This window comes from Kitasatospora sp. HUAS MG31 (assembly GCF_040571325.1).
Classification (GTDB): domain Bacteria; phylum Actinomycetota; class Actinomycetes; order Streptomycetales; family Streptomycetaceae; genus Kitasatospora; species Kitasatospora camelliae.
The window spans coordinates 7,465,680-7,483,830 of the sequence record NZ_CP159872.1; the positions used below are offsets into that span (position 1 = coordinate 7,465,680).

Annotated in this window: 14 protein-coding genes and 1 pseudogene; 11 read left to right on the plus strand and 4 right to left on the minus strand. The window is 74.8% G+C overall.

The genetic code is table 11. The annotated features are described in order from the left end of the window. Nucleotides 1–181: 181 nt before the first annotated feature. A complete protein-coding gene (locus tag ABWK59_RS33665; RefSeq protein ID WP_354644455.1) occupies nt 182–1,177 on the minus strand; it encodes an ROK family protein in 996 nt (331 codons plus the stop codon). Nucleotides 1,178–1,356: 179 nt separating this feature from the next. On the opposite strand from ABWK59_RS33665, the gene manA reads away from it, so the two are divergent. After that, the gene (manA, locus tag ABWK59_RS33670; RefSeq protein ID WP_354644456.1) at nt 1,357–2,583 is read left to right on the plus strand and encodes a mannose-6-phosphate isomerase, class I; all 1,227 of its coding nucleotides are present in this window, start codon (nt 1,357–1,359) and stop codon (nt 2,581–2,583) included. A 129-nt stretch (nt 2,584–2,712) separates the two neighbouring features. Next, nucleotides 2,713–3,747 carry a LacI family DNA-binding transcriptional regulator gene (locus ABWK59_RS33675; protein ID WP_420492890.1) on the plus strand — a complete coding sequence of 345 codons (1,035 nt, stop codon included), beginning with the start codon at nt 2,713–2,715 and terminating at the stop codon, nt 3,745–3,747. A gap of 96 nt (nt 3,748–3,843) precedes the next feature. On the opposite strand, the gene ABWK59_RS33680 is transcribed toward ABWK59_RS33675, so the two are convergent. The 3 genes and pseudogenes from ABWK59_RS33680 to ABWK59_RS33690 form a co-directional block, all read right to left on the minus strand. Continuing rightward, the gene (locus ABWK59_RS33680) at nt 3,844–4,296 is read right to left on the minus strand and encodes an ATP-binding protein (RefSeq protein WP_354644458.1); all 453 of its coding nucleotides are present in this window, start codon (nt 4,294–4,296) and stop codon (nt 3,844–3,846) included. Between the two features lie 182 nt (nt 4,297–4,478). Further along, nucleotides 4,479–4,666 (minus strand): annotated as a pseudogene (locus ABWK59_RS33685) (LacI family DNA-binding transcriptional regulator); the annotation flags it as partial. Nucleotides 4,667–4,730: 64 nt separating this feature from the next. After that, nucleotides 4,731–6,095 (minus strand): chloride channel protein, encoded by a 1,365-nt coding sequence (locus ABWK59_RS33690; protein ID WP_354644459.1) that lies wholly within the window; start codon nt 6,093–6,095, stop codon nt 4,731–4,733. A 236-nt stretch (nt 6,096–6,331) separates the two neighbouring features. Between ABWK59_RS33690 and ABWK59_RS33695 the strand changes: the two genes are divergently transcribed. The 9 genes from ABWK59_RS33695 (at nt 6,332) to ABWK59_RS33735 (ending at nt 18,150) form a co-directional block, all read left to right on the plus strand. After that, nucleotides 6,332–7,789 carry a hypothetical protein gene (locus tag ABWK59_RS33695; protein ID WP_354644460.1) on the plus strand — a complete coding sequence of 486 codons (1,458 nt, stop codon included), beginning with the start codon at nt 6,332–6,334 and terminating at the stop codon, nt 7,787–7,789. 130 nt (nt 7,790–7,919) lie between these two features. Beyond that, the gene (locus tag ABWK59_RS33700; RefSeq protein WP_354644461.1) at nt 7,920–10,235 is read left to right on the plus strand and encodes an ATP-binding protein; all 2,316 of its coding nucleotides are present in this window, start codon (nt 7,920–7,922) and stop codon (nt 10,233–10,235) included. A gap of 298 nt (nt 10,236–10,533) precedes the next feature. Beyond that, nucleotides 10,534–11,679, plus strand: coding sequence for a GDSL-type esterase/lipase family protein (locus ABWK59_RS33705; RefSeq protein ID WP_354644462.1), 1,146 nt, complete (start codon nt 10,534–10,536; stop codon nt 11,677–11,679). Between the two features lie 581 nt (nt 11,680–12,260). Next, a complete protein-coding gene (locus tag ABWK59_RS33710; protein ID WP_354644463.1) occupies nt 12,261–13,211 on the plus strand; it encodes a SagB/ThcOx family dehydrogenase in 951 nt (316 codons plus the stop codon). A gap of 3 nt (nt 13,212–13,214) precedes the next feature. Next, entirely contained in the window at nt 13,215–14,303 is a 1,089-nt protein-coding gene (locus tag ABWK59_RS33715) for a hypothetical protein (protein ID WP_354644464.1), read from the plus strand. Next, complete coding sequence (locus ABWK59_RS33720; protein ID WP_354644465.1) at nt 14,300–15,664, plus strand: YcaO-like family protein; 1,365 nt, start codon at nt 14,300–14,302, stop codon at nt 15,662–15,664. The genes ABWK59_RS33715 and ABWK59_RS33720 overlap by 4 nt, the downstream gene beginning before the upstream one ends. Then, complete coding sequence (locus ABWK59_RS33725; protein WP_354644466.1) at nt 15,639–16,379, plus strand: type II CAAX prenyl endopeptidase Rce1 family protein; 741 nt, start codon at nt 15,639–15,641, stop codon at nt 16,377–16,379. Before ABWK59_RS33720 ends, ABWK59_RS33725 begins: the two co-directional genes overlap by 26 nt. Then, the gene (locus tag ABWK59_RS33730; protein ID WP_354644467.1) at nt 16,376–17,137 is read left to right on the plus strand and encodes a CPBP family intramembrane glutamic endopeptidase; all 762 of its coding nucleotides are present in this window, start codon (nt 16,376–16,378) and stop codon (nt 17,135–17,137) included. The genes ABWK59_RS33725 and ABWK59_RS33730 overlap by 4 nt, the downstream gene beginning before the upstream one ends. Further along, nucleotides 17,134–18,150 (plus strand): ABC transporter ATP-binding protein, encoded by a 1,017-nt coding sequence (locus ABWK59_RS33735; protein WP_354644468.1) that lies wholly within the window; start codon nt 17,134–17,136, stop codon nt 18,148–18,150. Before ABWK59_RS33730 ends, ABWK59_RS33735 begins: the two co-directional genes overlap by 4 nt. Nucleotide 18,151: the final 1 nt, after the last annotated feature.

Consider the following 18,151-nt stretch of genomic DNA (forward strand, 5'->3'; position numbering starts at 1 on the left):
CCGTGGAACACCACGTCGCCAACGTCCTCAAGAAGCTCGACACCGGCCGGAAGAACGTCGCCTCGGCGCTCGACGGAGCCACCGCGGACGGGATCCCGCGCGGCCGTGACCGCCGTACGGCCGTGACCGCGGTGCGCCCGTACGGCAGTGACCCCCGATGCGGTCGGCGTCGGGCGTCGGGTCAGTGGGCGGCCGGGTCGAGCCGCAGCACCGGCCGGGCGAGGGCGGCCGCGCCGACCAGGCCGGCGTCGGTGCCGAGCTCGGCGGGGACCACGACCACCCCGGCGGCGAACGGCAGGGTGGCGTACGCGTCCAGGTGGCGGCGGAGCGGGCCGAGCAGCAGGTCGCCGGCCCTGGCCACGCCGCCCCCGACGATCGCGGCCTCGATCTCCACCAGGGTGGCGGTGGCGGCGATCCCGGCGGCCAGCGCCCGGCCGGCGCGGTCGAAGGCGTGCAGGGCGATCGGGTCGCCGGCCCGGGCGGCGACGGCGACCGCCGCGGCGGAGGCGTCCCCGCCGGCGGGCCGCCAGCCGGACTCGGCGGCGGTCCGGGCGATCGCCGTCCCGCTGGCGAGGCCCTCCACGCAACCGTGCGAGCCGCAGGGGCACGGGCGGCCGCCGAAGTCCACGCTGATGTGGCCGAGGTGGCCGGCGTTCCCGGTGCGTCCGGCGTGCAGCCGCCCGTCGATGATCAGGCCGGCGCCGATCCCGGTGGACACCACCAGGCAGAGCGCGTTGCGGTACGGGCGGGCCGCGCCGCGCCAGTGCTCGGCCGCGGCCATCGCCACGGCGTCGCCGCCGAGCACCACCGGCAGCTCCCACACCGCCGGGTGGACGGCCACCTCGTCGCGCAGCGGGAAGGCGCGCCAGGCGGGGATGTTGACCGGGCTGACCGTCCCCGCCTCGATGTCGACCGGACCGGCGCTGCCGATCCCGACCGCTCGGACGCAGGCCCACAGCGGATGCCCCGCCAGCTCGTCCAGCACCTGCCGGACCGCGGCGAGGACGGTGCCGGCGCCCTCCCGCGCGGGGGTGGGCCGCTGGACCCGGTGCAGCAGTACCCCGTCCGCGTCGACCAGCCCGCCCGCGATCTTCGTCCCGCCGACGTCCAGGGCCGCCAGCAGCGGCAGGGCGGGGGAGGGGCGCTGGTCGACCGCGGGGGTCGCTCCGTAACTCATGGTGACGTCTCCGGTGGTGTGCGACGGGAGGCGCTGCCGCCGGGTCGTGCGCGGCCGTGCCGGTCCTCTCGGGGATGATTCTTGCGCCCTCTGACAACGTTGTCTAGATTTGCGATCGTCCAGCCGGCCCCAACCGCGCCGACCGCCTCGTCCGACGCCCCCAATCCGGAGCCCCGCCCATGACCCTCCCGCGGCCGACCGCCGACCCGCTCGCCAACGTGATCCGGCCCTACGCCTGGGGCTCCACCACCGCCATCGCCCGGCTGACCGGCCGCCCCCCGACCGGCGAACCGCAGGCCGAGCTCTGGATGGGCGCCCACCCCGGCGCCCCCTCCCGCATCGACCGCGGCAGCGGCCCCGAACCGCTCGACGCGGTCATCGCCCGCGACCCGCGGGGCGAACTCGGCCGCCGGGTCGCCGACCGCTTCGACGGCCGGCTGCCCTTCCTCCTCAAGGTGCTGGCCGCCGAGCGCGCGCTGTCCGTCCAGGTCCACCCCAGCACCGCCCAGGCCGAGGCCGGGTACGCCGCCGAGGAGGCCGCCGGCATCCCCCCGGACGCCCCCCACCGGATCTACCGCGATCCCCACCACAAGCCCGAACTGATCTGCGCCCTCGACGAGTTCGACGCACTGTGCGGCTTCCGCGAACCGGCGGGGACCGCCGACCTGATGGAAGCCCTGGACGTCCCCGCACTCGCCCCCTGGATCCACACCCTGCGCACCGCCGACCCGCGGACCGCGCTGCGCACCGTCCTCACCGAGGCCCTCGGCGCCGACCGCGCCCGGGGCGAGGGGGCCGCCGCCGCCCTCGCCCCCGCCCTGGAGCGCGCCGCCGCGACCCCGGGCCCGTCCGTCGACACCTTCGCCGCCTACGCCGCGGTGTCCCGCGACTACCCGGGCGACCCCGGCCTGGTCGCCGCGCTGCTGCTCAACCACGTCCGGCTGCGGCCCGGCCAGGCGATCCACCTCGGCGCCCGCGTCCCGCACGCCTACCTGCGCGGCACCGGCGTCGAGATCATGGCCAACTCCGACAACGTGCTGCGCTGCGGCCTCACCCCCAAGCACGTGGACGTCCGGGCGCTCGCCGAGGTGGTCGACTTCCGGCCCGCCGCGCCCGCCCTGGTGTCCGCCGTCCCGGGCGGCGGCGGGGAGACCCACTACCCGGCATCCGCCGCCGAGTTCGCGCTGTCCCGGATCGACCTCACGGACCTCGCCACGATCGCCGACGACGGCCCGCAGATCCTGCTCTGCACCGAGGGCGCCGCGGTCCTCCTCCGGCCTCCGGGGCGGCCGCTGCCCCTGGGCCGGGGCGACAGCGTGTTCCTCCCCGCCGCCGGAGGGCCGGCGCACCTGACCGGAACGGCCACCCTCTACCGCGCCCGGGTTCCCGGGCACCCCGCCGCCTGACCGCCGACCCCGGGCGCGAACCGTGCCGCCCCGTGCCGACCCCGGCTTCCGGTCGGCTGGCAGCGTTGTCTACGCTGACGGACCTGCCATTCTGGTGGCAGCCACAGGTCAGAGAGGGGCTGCCAGAGCATGCCAGTCGAAGCGGGACACGTGACACCGGAGTCCGTTGCACGGCCGACCATGAAGGACGTGGCGGCGCTCGCCGGTGTGGGCCTCAAGACGGTGTCCCGGGTGGTGAACGGCGAACCCGGGGTCCGGGAGGAGACCGCCACGAAGGTCCGCGCGGCCATCGAACAGCTCCGCTTCCGGCGCAACGACGGCGCCCGGCTGCTCCGGCAGGGCAGCCGGACCCGGTCGATCGGGCTGATCCTGGAGGACCTCGCCGACCCGTTCTACGCGCTGCTCAGCCGGGCGGTGGAGGACGTCGCCCGGGCGCACGGCTCGCTGCTGCTGATCGGCTCCTCCGCCGAGGACCCGGTCCGCGAGCGGGAGCTGGCCCTGGACTTCTGCGCGCGCCGGGTCGACGGCCTGATCATCGTGCCGACCTCGGGCGACCACGGGTACCTGGCCGACGAGCTGGCCGCGGGCACCGCCGTGGTCTGCGCGGACCGCCCGGCGGCGGGTCTGCCGGTGGACACCGTCCTGGCCGACAACCGCAGCGGCGCGGCGGACGGCGTCGGCCACCTGATCCGTCAGGGCCACCGCCGGATCGGGTACCTCGGCGACGCCCTTGGCATCTACACCGCGATCGAGCGCCTCGACGGCTACCGCGAGGCCATGGCGGCCGCCGGGTACGGGATCGGCGAGCACTGGGTGGCGATGGGCAAGCCCGACCCGCTGGGCGTCCGGTTCGCCCTCGACCGGATGCTGTCCGGCCCCGAGCCGGTGACCGCGCTGATGTGCGGCAACAGCCGCACCACCGTCGCCGTGCTGCGCGAGCTGTCCACCCGGCCCTCCAGCCCCGCCCTGGTCGGGTTCGACGACTTCGAGCTCGCCGACATGCTGCCCACCCCGGTCACCGTGGTCGCCCAGGACCCGGCCACCATGGGCCGGATGGCGGCCGGCCTGCTGTTCCGCCGCATGGACGGCGAGCAGGCCCAGCCCCAGCAGCTGCAGATCCCCACCCGCCTGATCCAGCGCGGGTCCGGAGAGCGTTCGCTCTGACACCCGCCCGAGGAACACCGGTGCCGGCACCGGGGCCCTGATCCCGGTGCCGGCCGTTCTCGGTGCCCGTGCGCTCCGGCCCGTCCGGCCGCGGAGCTACCCGGCGGCGGGTTCGACGGCCAGGCTCGCCACCACGCGCGTGCCGGCCGGCGAGGGGAAGGCCAGCCACCAGGTGCTGGAGTGCCGCACCAGTTCCAGGCCCTGCCCGGCGGTGGCGGCGCCCTCCGCGACGTCGCGCGCCGCCCAGCGGCTCCGCCACGTCCCCGAGTCCCTGACCTCGACGACGAGGGACCCGCCGTCGTACTCGATCGCCACCGACACGTCGGCGCTGCCACTGTGCTGCACCACGTTGGTGACCAGTTCCGAGACGACGAGCACCAGCCGGTCGACGGCCTCGGGTGGGACGTCCCACCCCCGGGCGGTCTCCGCGGCGAAGTGCCGCAGGGCCGGGACGGCCGCCTCCGAGGCGGCCGCCTCGCGCAGGGCGGGCGTCCGGTCGGGTGAGCGGCCGGGTCCGGCGGTCACGGACGAGAGAGTGGTAGCGGCCATGTCAGCTCCTGAGGTCCCGTCGACATCTACACGGGTGTGCCGACCATGCCACCACCGCCGGACCGCACGGAACAATAAGGGTCTGCCGCAGATAGGTAGTTGGGCCCGATTTCTACGTACCCGGCGGTCCGTTCCCACCCGGAGGGTGGTCGCGCGGGCACCGCCGGTAGGCGTCGATCCCCGGCCGGTTCGTTCCGGCGGAAGCCCAGCTGCACGATGGCCCGGCGAACCCTCGCAGCGTCTGGTCGCCCACTCCGGACTCGCCGTTGACGACCCGGGAGACGGTCTTGAGGCCGACGCCCGCGACGGCCGCGACGTCCTTCATCGTCGGCCGTGCGGGGGTGCCCGTGGGGCGGTGCCCGGTCGGCATGCTTTCCCTCACATCGTGGTGTGGCGGGCACCTCCGCGTGTCGCCGGCGCCGGCAGGCCGCAGGTCACGCGGCGGGCGGCGCCGGCTGGGGCCGCGGCGGTGCGGCGGGCGGCGGCACGGCCGGGGTGCGGGCGAGGCGGAGCGTGCCGACGTACGAGACCACCACCGCGACGATGACCAGGGGCATCACGGTCAGGCCGGCACTGCCGAGCAGCAGGGTGGCGAGCAGCACGGAGGTCATCGGCAGCTTCAGCATGGCCACCGACATCGCGCCGATGCCGATGGCGAAGCCGGCCGTGGTGCCCAGGCCGGGCAGGTGGGAGAGGGCGAGCCCGCCGGCCGCGCCCGTGAACAGGGCGGGGAAGACCGGTCCGCCGCGGAAGGCGCTCAGCGAGGCGCAGTAGGCCAGCGACTTGCACACCACCAGGACCACCAGGGTGGCCGCCGTGTAGCCGGCGCTGTCCGTCAGTAGCGGCCCGAGCGCGTCCTGTCCGGAGAACAGCACCCCGGTGGCCGGCCGGTCGGTGATCACCGCGTACAGCAGGGCGAACACGCCGGCGGCCACGCCCATCAGCGCGGTGAGCGGCAGCCGGTGACGCTCCACCAGCTGCTGGAGGGCCAGGGCGGAGCGGCGGATCGCCTCGCCCAGCAGCGCGGCGGCCACGCCCGCGAGGAGGGCCCAGGCGAACTCGCCGAGCGTCGGCCGGCCGGGGGTCGGCACCTGGGGCAGGATCAGGGAGTAGGTGCCCAGGCCCGTCCAGGTGCCGAGACCGGTGAAGATCAGTGATCCGACACCGGCCGCGAGCAGGCCCGGCACCAGCACCACGCCCATCATCGGGCCGCCCACTCCGGACGCCTCCATCAGCAGGAAGGCGCCGACCAGGGGCGAGCCCAGCAGTTCGCTGATGGCCGCGAAGCTGCCGGCGGCACCGACCACGGTGACGGAGCTGGGCGGGGCGTTCCGCTTGAGCAGCCTCATCGCGCCGACCGCGAGCCCGCCGCCGAGCGCGATCAGCGGAGCCTCCGGGCCGAGGACGACGCCCAGGCTGAGCCCGGCGAGGGCGGCGAGGGCGACGCCCGGCACCGAGACGAACGTGGGCGTGCCACCGGTCTTGAGCCCCTCGGCCGGCTTGTGGCCGCCGCCGCCCGGCAGGTACCGGATCGTCAGGGCGACCAGCACACCGGACACCGCGAGCAGGGGGATCGCCCACCAGTCCGGGGTGCCGTCGAAGCCGAGGCCCTTCGGCAGGTCGTCGAAGACCAGGGACTGCAGTTCGGAGACCAGGGCGAGGAAGCCGAACGCCGCGGCGGAGATCGGCACGCCCAGCAGGGCCGAGAGCACCAGCACCGCCAGGTAGCCGCGGCCGCGAACGATCGCGACCGGGTCCGGCGGCGCGGCGGCGGGCCCGGCGGTCGGTTCGTTGGGCATGCGCGTCCTCTCCTCGGTGTCCGGCCCGCCCGGAACACCGCTCTCCCGGCCGCCGGTGGTGGGCGCAGGTGCGGCCGGGTCCGCGAAGGCCACCGCATTCGTCTCCCGATCATCGCGGGCACGGCCCCGTCCGTCCTGCTGGGGGACGTCGGGGACCACCCGTTCGCCCAATCCCGGTGGTGGGCGGGCCGGGCGGCGCTTCTCCTGGTAGGGCAGAGCGACCCGAGGAGGGTGCGATGGCGTCACATGAGTCCGAGCCCGGACCGGTCGGGCCCGGCGAACCGGTGCCCCCGGGCGGACGGCCGCCGGGATCCGGTGCGCCGCCCGGATCCGGGGCCCCACCGCCGCCGGCCGCCGGGCCGCCCGCCGAATCGGGCGGAAGAACGGACGAGGTCCAGCAGCTGAAGGCCCGGATCGCCGCGCTGGAGGCCGCTCCGAAGAAGCGGGAGCACCACCGCTGGCGGACCTCCGGCGCCGTGGTGCTCATCGTGATCGCCTCGCTGCTGTCCCTGCTGTCCGTCCTGGCGGTCTGGACGTCCGACATCGTGGGCAACACCGACCGCTACGTCTCCACCGTCGCGCCGCTGGCCACCGAGCCGGACGTCCAGCAGGCCGTCACCAACCGGGTCACCCAGGTCGTGCTGGAGCAGATCGACGTGGAGGCCCTGGTCAAGCAGCTCTCGGACGCGGCCGCGGAGCAGGGCGTGCCGCAGAACGCGGCGAACCTGATCAACAACCTCAGCGGGCCGATCAAGAGCGGCCTCACCCAGTTGGTCAGCTCCACCGTGAACAAGGTGGTCACCAGCGACCAGTTCGCCACCATCTGGGTGGAGGCGAACCGGCTCATCCACACGGCCCTCGACAAGGCCCTCACCGGCAAGGGCGGCGGCGCGGTCAAGCTGGAGAACAACCAGGTCTCCATCGACATCGCGCCGATCGTCGCCAAGGTGAAGGACGAACTCGTCAACGCCGGGTTCGCCCCCGCGGCGAAGATCCCCGACGTGCACACCAACTTCGTGGTCTTCGCCTCGAAGGACGTCTCCAAGATCCAGAACTACTTCCGGCTGCTGGAGATCATGGGCGCCTGGCTGCCGATCGTCACGGTGCTGGTCGCCGCCGGCGGCGTCTTCCTGGCCGTCAACCGCCGCCGGGCGCTGGTCGGCGCCGCGATCGGCGTGTTCTTCGCGATGCTGCTGCTCGGCATCACCCTCACCGCGTTCCGGGAGTTCTACCTGGACCGCCTGCCACCGGGCGCCAACCAGGCCGCGGCGGGCACGGTGTACGACACCCTGATCCGGTTCATGCGGGCCTCCGTCCGCGCGGTCGGCGCGGTGGCCGTGGTGACCGCGGTCGGCGCCTTCCTGATCGGGCCGTCCAAGCCCGCCGTCGCCGTGCGCACCGCCTGCCGGCGGATCATCGGGTCGCTGCGCGACGCGCTGTACTCGCTCGGCATGAAGCTCGGGCCGGTCGGCCCGTTCGTGCACCGCTGGAAGCGCTGGATCGGCGCCCTCATCCTGGTGGTCGCGGCCGTGATCCTGGCGACCTGGAGCTACCCCACCTGGGGCGTGGTCCTGTGGATCACCTTCTTCGTGGCGCTGGCCTTCGCCATCCGGGAGTTCCTCGACACGGGTGCGGACGGCGACCGGGCCCCGCCGCCGACGGTCTCCGGTGGGCCGCCGCCGGCCCACGCCTGACCCGCACGGCGCGGGCGGGGCCGAGTGCCCCGCCCGCGCCGGCCCGCGTGCCGGCGGACCGACTTCGGCAGCACGCTGCCACCTCCGCCGAACCGGTGGTGCGCCCGCCCGCGACGCGCTGTCATGAACCATGCCTCTCAACCGACCGCCGGACCGGGCCATCCCCGCGGAGACGACCACCCTGGTGGGCCGGGACCGCGAACTCGCCCACGCCCGCCACCTGCTCGCCCGGACGCGGCTGCTGACCGTCACCGGACCGGCCGGGATCGGCAAGACACGCCTCGCCCTCCGCACCGCGCGCGACCTGCACCCCTCGTACCCGCACGGCGCCCACCTGGTCGACCTCGCCCTCCTCCAGGACGGCGACCGCCTGGCCCAGACCATCACCCGGGCCCTGGCCGTCAGCCACGAGGCACCCCTCGACCCGCTCACCCGGCTCGTCCGGCACCTCACCGACCAGCAGCTCCTCCTCGTCCTCGACAACTGCGAACACCTCACCCAGCACTGCGCACCGCTGATCCGCACCCTCCTCGTCGCCGCACCGGGCGTCCGCGTCCTGGCCACCAGCCGCCACCAACTCGGCGTCTACGGCGAACACATCCTCGACCTCCCCCCGCTGGCCACCCCCGACCCCGACCGTCCGCCGACACCCACGGACACGGCCGGCTACGCCGCGGTGCAACTGTTCGTCCAGCGCGCCCAGGCCGTCGACAGCGGCTTCCCGCACAGCGCGGAGGAGTGGACCGCGACCGGCCGCGTCTGCGCCCGCCTCGACGGACTCCCGCTCGCCATCGAACTGGCCGCCTCCTGGACCCGCGTCCTCCCGGTCCAGCAGATCCTCGACCGCATCGACAGCTGCCCGCACCTGCCCGCACCGACCGGCCGGGAGGTACCGCCGAGACACCGCACCCTCCATGCGGCGATCGAGTCCAGCTACCACCTGTGCACCACCCGCGAACGGGACCTGTGGACCGCCCTGTCCGTCTTCAGCGCGGGCTTCGACCTCGCCGCGGCCGAGGCCGTCGGCCCCACCCGGGACCTGCCCCGGCACGCGGTGCTCCCCACCCTCGCCGCACTGGTGGACAAGTCCCTGCTCACCCGCGAACACCGCCCCGGCGACCCGCGCTACCGCATGCTGGAGACCCTGCGCCACTTCGGCCTCGCCCGGCTGCGCGAGCAGGGACGCGAGCCCGACACCCGGCGCCGCCACCGCGACCACTACCGCCACCTCGCCGCCGCCGCCGAAGCCGACTGGTTCAGCCCCCGGCAGCACACCTGGTTCGCCCGGCTGCGCCACGACCACGCCAACCTGCGCTCCGCCGTCGAGTTCGGCCTCACCTCACCCGCCGAGGCCGAGAGCGCGCTCGACATGGTCGCCTCGCTCTGGAGCCACCGCCTCGGCCACGGCGGCCTGGAGGAGGAACGGCACTGGCTCCGCCGGACCCTCGCCCTCGCCACCACCCCCACCCCCGCCCGGGCCAAGGCCCTGTGGGCCGACGGCTGGCTCGCCCTCCTGCGCGGCGACACCCCCACCGCCACCGACCGCCTGACCGAGTGCCGCACCATCGCCGAGCACCTCGACCACCGGCCCACCCGCGCGCTCACCGACCAACTCGCCGGCCTCGACGCCCTGTTCCACGACGACTTCGACCGCGCTGCCGCACTCCTGGAACGATCCCTCGACCACCACCCCGCGGCGGATGACCCCGGAGCCCGGTGGACCACGCTCTTCCTCCTGGCCGTCGCCTGCACCATGGACCAGGACCCCCGCGCCCGGACCTACGCAGAGCAGAGCCTGGCCCTCTGCGAGACCCACCAGGCCCAATGGTCCCGCCGCTACGCCCTGTGGCTGATCGGACTGCAGCGCCACTTCGCCGCCGACCTCGACGGCGCCCGCGCCGTCCTCCAGGACGCGCTGAGGGCGGAGGAGCCGGGCCACAACCTCTTCGCCACGGCCCAGACCCTGGAGGTCCTGGCCTGGACCGCCGCGCAGGCCGGCGCCGCCACCGACGGGGCCACCCTGCTCGGAGCGGCCCAGGCCCTGTGGGAACGGATCGGCATCGTGCCCCCCGCGCTCGGCCGGCTCCTCAACCACCGCGCCGCCTGCGAGGACCGGCTCCGCCGCCACCTCGGCGAGGAACGGCTGGCCGACGCCCTGCGGGCCGGTACGGAGCTGAGCCTGGCACAGGCCGTCGCGTTCGCCCTCGACCGGAAGCCGTTCCCCGGCGCGGAGGCGGACTCCGGGCACCCGGTGCTGACCGCCAGGGAGCAGCAGGTCGTCGACCACCTCGTCGAGGGGCTCACGGACAAGCAGATCGCCGCCCGGCTGGTGTTGTCCCCGCGCACCGTGGAGGGACACATCCAGCGGATCCTGGCCAAGCTCCACCTCACCTCCCGCCTCCAGATCGCGACCTGGGCCTGCGGGCGCCGAGCGGCCCCGCGCTGACCGGCCGGGCGCTGACCGTCCGGGCCTGGGGTGCCGCCGCCCGTCCGCTCCCGGCGCGGCAGGCGGCGAACCACGTGGTTGTACGCGGTCGGCGGGGCCGCCCGATCAGGTGGTTCCACGCTGCCGCGGTCCGGCCCGCTGCCCCGAGACTTGCCGGTGCCGCCTCCCCCTACCCGGGGGTGGGCCCGGAACCCGCCCCACCACCGTCACCCCGCACCTCCGGGCCACCAGCCGGCGGCACCACACCCACCCCCACCCCGGGACCACCCCCGCGCCCGGGACACACCCAGGAGCCGCCGTGCCCACGCGCCGCCGCACCTCCCGCCTCCTCGCGCCGCTCACCGCGGTCGCCCTCGCCCTGCCCCTGGCCGTCGCCTCGGCCCCGGCCCGGGCGGCCGCCAACCCCACCGCCTCGGTCGCGATGGGCGACAGCTACATCTCCGGCGAGGCCGGCCGCTGGAAGGGCAACAGCCTCACCACCGCCACCGGCCGGGCCGGCACCGACCGTGCCTGGACCGGCAGTTCGTACGACCCGTCCCGGATCTACGCCGACAGCGCCGCCAACGGCTGCGACCGCTCGGACGTCGCCGAGATCCGCAGCGCCGCCCTCACCCAGAACCAGATCAACCTGGCCTGCTCCGGCGCCACGTCCGCCAACATCCCCCGCGCCGCCAGCGGTGGCCAGGCGTACAAGGGCGAGGCACCGCAGGCCGACCAACTCGCGGCCGTGGCAAGCCGCTACGACGTCAAGCTGATCACCCTGTCGATCGGCGGCAACGACCTCGGCTTCGCCGACGTCATCATCTCCTGCGTCGAGGACTACGAACTCTGGGGCTCCTACTGCCACCAGGACCAGCAGGCCGCGATCGACTCCAGGATGAGCCAGGCCATGGCCGGTGTCGGCCGGTCCGTCGACGAGATCCGCGCCGTCATGACCGCGGCCGGCAAGGCCCCCGGCAGCTACCGGATCGTCCTCCAGTCCTACCCCTCCCCGATCCCGCGCAGCTCGGAGAACCGCTACCCCGAGAGCGGCTGGTCCCGGACCAGCACCGGCGGCTGCCCGTTCTGGGACCAGGACTCCGACTGGGCCCGCGACCGCCTCGTCCCGCAGATCTCCGACCAGCTCGCCCGGGTCGCCGCCGCCAAGGGCGTCCAGTTCCTCGACCTGCGCGACATGCTCCAGGGCCGGGAGGTCTGCTCCACCGCCACCCGCCTGGCCACCACCGCCAACCCGCCCACCGCCACGACCAGTGAGTGGGCGCGCTTCCTCGACCTGGGCACCACCATCCAGGGCGCCGTCGAGGAGTCCTTCCACCCCGACTACTACGGCCAGCTCGCCCTCGGACGATGCCTGACCCTGCTCGACGCCAAGACCGGCGGCAACTGGTCCTGCCGCAACACCCCGGGCCGAGACGCCACCGGCATGTACCTCACGGCCCGCTGAGCACCGACCGTATGCCCCCGTGAACCGCCGCTCCTCCCCGGCCCCACCTGCGGAGGAGCGGCTCGGCGTTCGGCGGAGGTCCGCCGGCACACGGACGCGGCGGAGGGCGTCGATGACCGAGCCGAAGGTCCGTGCGCGAGGAGACCGCGCCTCCCCGTAGCGGTGCCGGAACCTTCAGCTGATGAAGAGTCAAGTACGGATTACCGAACGGTAATTGAAGCCGCGCAAGACCGTTCCCCTGCCGCTGTGACGGCTGCTACGCTCCGAGCGGCCAGCGGGCCGGATCTTCCCCTTCGTGCCCTCGATGGGAGGTGAGGCAAAGATGTTGAGCTTCTCCAGCCAGGTCGGCAGCACCGCGACCGGTGGCGCGTTCGTCCAGGTGGCTCCGGGAGCGAGCACCACCTGTGGCGGCGGGAACTGCTGCTGCAGCTCGTGCTGCAGCTGGTAGTCACCGGGGTCGGGCGGGGTCGCTCGACCCCGCCCGATGCACAGGCCCTCCGCCCTCCGCAGGCAAGCCGCCACCGCGCAACCCGTTCTCGTGCAAGGCCCCGTCGCGCCACCCCGTCGAGCGAAAGGCCGAGATGTCACTGAAGGACTCGCAGGAAGCCGTCTCCGACTACCTGGGCCGCAACAGCCATCTGGCGACCGTCGCGGCCTTCGGCCAGCAGCACACCTCCGTGTCGATGTACAGCGCGACGACGGTGGTCCGGGCGCCGGAGTCGGTGGTGCGGGGCCGGTGGAGTCCGGCCGTGCACGGCTTCGTGGGTGAGGAACTGCTGCTCAACCACCGCCGCAGCGGGCGGGACCTGGGGATGCAGCTGGGCGTGTCGCGGTTCTACGGCCACGACGCCGTCCTCTCCACCGCGCACGGCGACCTCCAGGAGCGGGTGGACGGGGCGATCGCCCTGCCCGCGCACAAGCGGCTGCGCAGCGGCCTGACCGACACGGTCTCCACCCGGCGCAGCGGCCGGGGTTTCTCCGGCAAGCCGGCGTCGTTGGAGGAGCTGGCCACCGTCCTGTGGCACGCGCAGGGCGTCTCGGGAAGCCTGCCCGTTCCGACCGCGCAGGACGGCGACGCCGCGGTGGCGCTGCGCAACGCGCCCTCCGGCGGCGGCCTCTACCCGGTCCGGCTGGCGGTGCTCGCCCAGCACGTGAAGGGCCTGGCGCCCGGCGCCTACGCGTACCAGCCGCACAGCCACACCCTGGTGCCGTACCGGCCGGACCCGCGGCCCGTCGACCTGAGCCGCCAGATGTGGACCGCGGACGTGGAGCTCGACAAGGTCGCCTTCGCCCTGGTCTACGTCTACGAGCTGTACGCCAACTCGCAGAAGTACGGGGACAGCGGGCTGGTGTTCGCGCTGATCGAGGTCGGCGGGATCTCGCAGAACGTGCACCTGGCCCGGACCTCGCTCGGCATGATCGGCTGCGATCAGGGCGGGTACGACAAGCAGACGCTGGAGAAGACCCTGGGCTGCGACGGCACGTCGCGCCATGTCGTCCACCTGACGCTCCTCGGACACGGAGAGGCCTGAGCCATGACCCTCGCACCCGCCGATCCGGGCGTGGTCCTCGCGACCTCGGTCCGCCTCCTCGCCGTCGAGCCGGGCGTGGTCCGGCTGCGCTGGGGGATCTGGAACTTCTCCGAGGTGAACGTCGACCTGAGGGCCGAGTCGCCCGCGGTCCGGGCCGCGATGACCGCCCTGTTCGAGACGCTGGCGGCGGGCAAGCCGGCCGACGGGACGTTCGCGGACGCCACCGGTCTGATCCCCGTCGAGCGGGCCAACCTGCAGCTGGCGGTCAACGAGCTGCGGCAGGCGGGGTTCCTCGCCCACGACCGCGCCTCCGAGCGCGGCGGGGCGATGGCCCGGGCCCTGCTCGGCAACCTGGACCTGTACGGCGCCGACGCCTCCGCCGAGGCCACGGTCGCCTTCACGGCCGACTCGCCCAGCGCCGCCGCCTACGTGGCCGGGCAGGCGCAGAGCCTGGGCCTGCCGCTGGAGCTGCTGCCGGCCGACTTCCTGGACGGGCTGCGCGGCGCCGACCTGACCTCCGGGATGGGCGGCATAGCCGCGGCGGACGCGCTGAAGCGGCTGAGCGCCGCCGTGGCGCACTGCGACTCGCTGGTGGTGCACCTCGGGCAGGGCTCGGTCCTGGCGCTGCGCAACCTCAACCGGCTCGCCTGCCACCTGGAGAAGCCGGTGGTGGTCGGCCTGGTCGACGGCCCGTTCGCCACCGTGGTCGGCGCGGACAGTCCGCGCACCGGCTGCCTGGAGTGCTTCGAACAGCGCTCGCTGGCCCGGCTGGAGGACCACATCGGCTACCACGCCTTCGTCGGGGCCACGGCCTCCGCCGGCGCCGGCGGAGCCAACGGCGTGGAGTCGCTGATCTGCGCCCACCTGGTCAACGAGGCGGTGCTGCTGCGCTCGCTCGGCACCTCGCGCTTCCTGGGCCGGGCACTGAGCATCTACCTGCCGACGTACGAGATCCAGGCGCAGGACGTGCTGCGGATCGGGACCTGTCCGGCCTGCGGGCACGTCGCCCGGGACATCGTGCGGGAGATCAACTTCTCCAGCCGGACCGTCGTCGACCGGCATGTGCGCGACGCGCTCGGAGGGGGCCGATGAGCGGCATCCCGATCCTGGGCCACCCCGGGATGGCCGACGCGCTCGCCCGGTACGGCCGGATCGGCGGGAACCAGGGCGGCATCCTGCCCGGCATGCTGGTCTCGGTCGCCGCGGTCGAGGGCGAGCCGTACCTGCGCTCGGCCACGGCGGCGATGCCGCAGTACCACCGGCTCGCGCTCGACGACCCGCACATGCAGATGCAGTACCACCTGGCCGGCTACGGTTCCACCCACGAGGAGGCGGTGACCCGGCTCACCGGCGAGGCCGTGGAGCGCTACGCGGCGATCATGGCGATGCCGCTGTTCGCCGACCGGATCGAGTACGCCTCCTACCGCTCGCTGTCCTCCCGGCACCGCTGCCTGCCGCTGGAACTGCTGGGCATCTTCGACGCCGAGCAGCAGGGACAGCTCGCCCGGATGATGCACCGGTACTCGCCGGAGCCGCCGACCGAGGACGACGTGATCGCGTGGATCGCCTGCCCGTCGCTCACCAGACCGGGGGAGGAGGTGTACCTGCCGGCGCAGCTGGTCTTCCTCGGCTTCCGGAGCGACCGGAACGCGGCCGACAAGATGTTCACCCCGTCCTTCTCCACCGGGACGGCGGCCCATGTGTCCCTCGACAAGGCGCTGTTGGGCGCACTGGTCGAGGCCGTGCAGATCGACGCGTTCATCCTCAACTGGTACACCGGGGCCAAGGCGCCGCTGATCGACCTGGACGCGGACGGCCGTGAGCTCCTCGCCGCGGCCGCGCTCCCGCCGGACGGGCCGTACGAGGTCCGGGCGAGCCTGCTGACCCGGCCGGAGCTGCCGCTGCCGAACATCGGGGTCACCCTGGTACGCCGGGACGGGCGGCTGCCGTACATCGCGTTCGGGCTGCAGGCCGACCCCGACCCGCGGCGGGCCCTGCTGCGGGGCGCCGCAGAGGCGACCGCGATCCTCGGCATCGGCATGTTCAGCACCGTCTTCGACCTGCCCAACGTGCACTTCGCGCAAGGGGGTTCGGCGTACACCGACCTGGACACCAACGTGCTCTGGTTCGCCGCCCCCGGGGAGGCCGGGCGCAAGCTCGCCGCCGTGGAGAGCCGCGTCGAGGGCCGGGTCGACTTCGCCGGGCTGCCCGGCTACGCGGCGGACGACACGGCGGCGATCCGCCGGCTGCTGGCGGACCTCGCCGGCGTCAGCGAGTACGCGGGCTACCTGGACTTCACCCCGCCGGAGCTGGCCGACACCCCGTGGCGGGTGGTCCGGGCGGTCGTCCCGGAGCTGCTGAGCATGTGCCTGCCCGGGTTCCCGCCGAAGGGCCATCCCCGGATGCGCAGCCATGGGGGCGTGACCCATGTGGTCCCACACCCGCTCCCTTGAGCTGCTGGTGCTGGTGGCCACCGTCGCGCCCGCCGAACTGGTGCGCGTCGCCACGGCGTTCGGCCCCGGCGCCCAGGCGGATCCGCGACGCTCCGCACGGTGGGGGCTGCTGGGCGCCCCCGCCGCGTACCTGGTGGTGACCGCGCTGGCCGTCGCCGTCGCGGCGGACGGCGGCTTCACCCCGGACGCGCTGACCGGATGGCGGACCGGCGCGCCCTGGCTGGCGATGGCGGCGGCCGTCGGCGTGGCGCTGGTCGGCGCGGAGTTCGCGGTCGGCGCGGTGCCCCGGCTGCTGGCCGGAACGGGCCTGCCGCGGCTCGCGGTCCACCGCGGCGGCAGCGCGACGGTCGGCACGGTCGGCGGCTCGTACGCGGCCGCCGTCCTGGTCACCGCCGCCGCGGAGGAACTGCTCTACCGGGGCCTGTGGATCGGCGTCCTGCACGAGCGCCTTCGGCTGCCCGTCGCCGTCGCGGTCGCGGCGGCCGCCGTGGCGTACGCCGTGGGCCACCTGTTCTTCGGCGGGCTCGCGGTGGTGCAGAAGACGCTGTCCGGGACGGTCTTCGGGCTGCTCGCGGTGGTGTCGGGCAGCCTCGCGGTGCCGCTGGTGGCGCACCTCGCCCAGAACGCGGCGGTCCTCGCGCTGGCGGTCCGTCAGGAACGCGGCGCACGGGCCGGGGCGCTGCGGCCGGGCGGCGGACGGGAGGCGGCCGGATGAGCGGGCCCGCCTTCGCCGCGCTCGCCACCGCCGTGGTCGCCGGGTGGCTGGCGCTGTACCGGCTGCCGTTCAACGACCCGGCGCGCCGCCGGCGGACGGCCCTGTGGCTCGCCGGCCGGACCGGCCTGCGTCCCGAGGCGGCCTTCGCGGTGTTCGGCACGGCGGTGTACCTGGTGCTGGGCGCCCTGGCCCTGACGGTGCTGCTGGCGTGCACGCCGCTCGCCCTCCACCGGCTGTTCGCCCCGCCCGCGCCCGGGACGGCCCTCGCCCTGCTGCTGGCGGTGCTCGGCACCTCCAGCGCCAACATCCTCGGCGTGTCACTGCTCTACCGGGCCGACCCGCGGGTGGACGTGCCCGGCGAGATCGCCCGCATCCAGTGGATCGCCTCGGTCCTCGCCCTGCCCCGGCACTACCGGTGGATCATCCCGGCGGCCGCCGCCCTGTTCGAGGAGGTCCTCTTCCGCGGGGTGATCCTGCTGGGGATGGCGGAACTCGGCAGCGGCCCCGTCCCCGCCCTGGCCTTCAGCACCTGCCTGTTCGCCGCCGGCCAGGTCGCCCTGGTCTCCACCCGCGTCCAGGCGTACGTGCTGGGCACCTCCAGCCTCACCCTCGGCGTGGTCGGCGGCCTGCTGACCTGGGCCACCGGCGGCGTGCTGCCCGCCCTGGTGCTGCACATGTCCTTCGCCGGCTTCTACACCAACCTCAGCGCCGCCTCCACCCCCGGAGCGCGCACGGCCCCCGGGAGGCTCAGCCTGTGACCACCAACCAGCCATCCGCCGATCCGGCGACCACCGGTCCCGAACCGGAGCCGGACCACGGCGCCGTGGTGGACGTCGACCGGCTGACCGTCGCCTACGGCACGTTCACCGCCGTCCGCGAGGTCTCGTTCCGGATCGCCCCCGGGGAGGTGTTCGGGCTGGTCGGACCGAACGGCGCGGGCAAGACCTCGATCGTCGAGGCGGTCGGCGGCCTGCGACCGGTCCGCGGCGGCAGGGTCACGGTCTGCGGCCACGACCCCCGCCGCGACCGCGAGGCGGTCACCCGCCTGGTCGGCATGCAGCTCCAGGAGTCCCAGTTCCCCAGCCGCGCCCGGGTCGGCGAACTGTGCGACCTGTACGAGGCGATCTACCGGGCGCCCGGCTCCTCGGCCGCGCTGCTGGAGGCCTTCGGCCTCGCCGACCGCCGCCGCAGCCCGATCGCCGACCTCTCCGGCGGCATGCGCCAGCGCCTCGCCCTGGCCCTCGCCCAGATCGGCGACGTCCGCCTGGTCGTCCTCGACGAGCTCACCACCGGCCTCGACCCGCACCAGCGCCGGGAGACCTGGCGCTCGGTGCTCGACCTGGCCGCCCGCGGCGTCGCGGTGCTGCTCACCTCGCACGCCATGGACGAGGTCGAGGCACTCTGCGGCCGGGTCGCCGTCCTGCGGGGCGGCGAGATCGTCGCGCTGGACGCCCCCGCCCGGCTGACCGAGGCGCACGCCGGCCCGTCCACCTTCACCGTCGACCTCGCGACGGCCGCGGACGGCGAGCCGGAGCGCGCCGCGGGCGTCGAGGAGCGGCTCGGCGGCCTCGGGCTGACCCGGCTGCCCGGCGCGCCGGGCCGACTGGAGTTCGCCGGCAGCTTCCCCGCCGACTACGACCGCATCGTGCGCCTGCTCGCGGACGCCGGACTCCCGCCCTCGGCGGTCGGCCGCTCCACCCCGACCTTCGAGGACGCCTATCTGCGGCTGGTCGGCGCGGCCGACGGCACCACCGGAACGAAGGAGGCCTGAG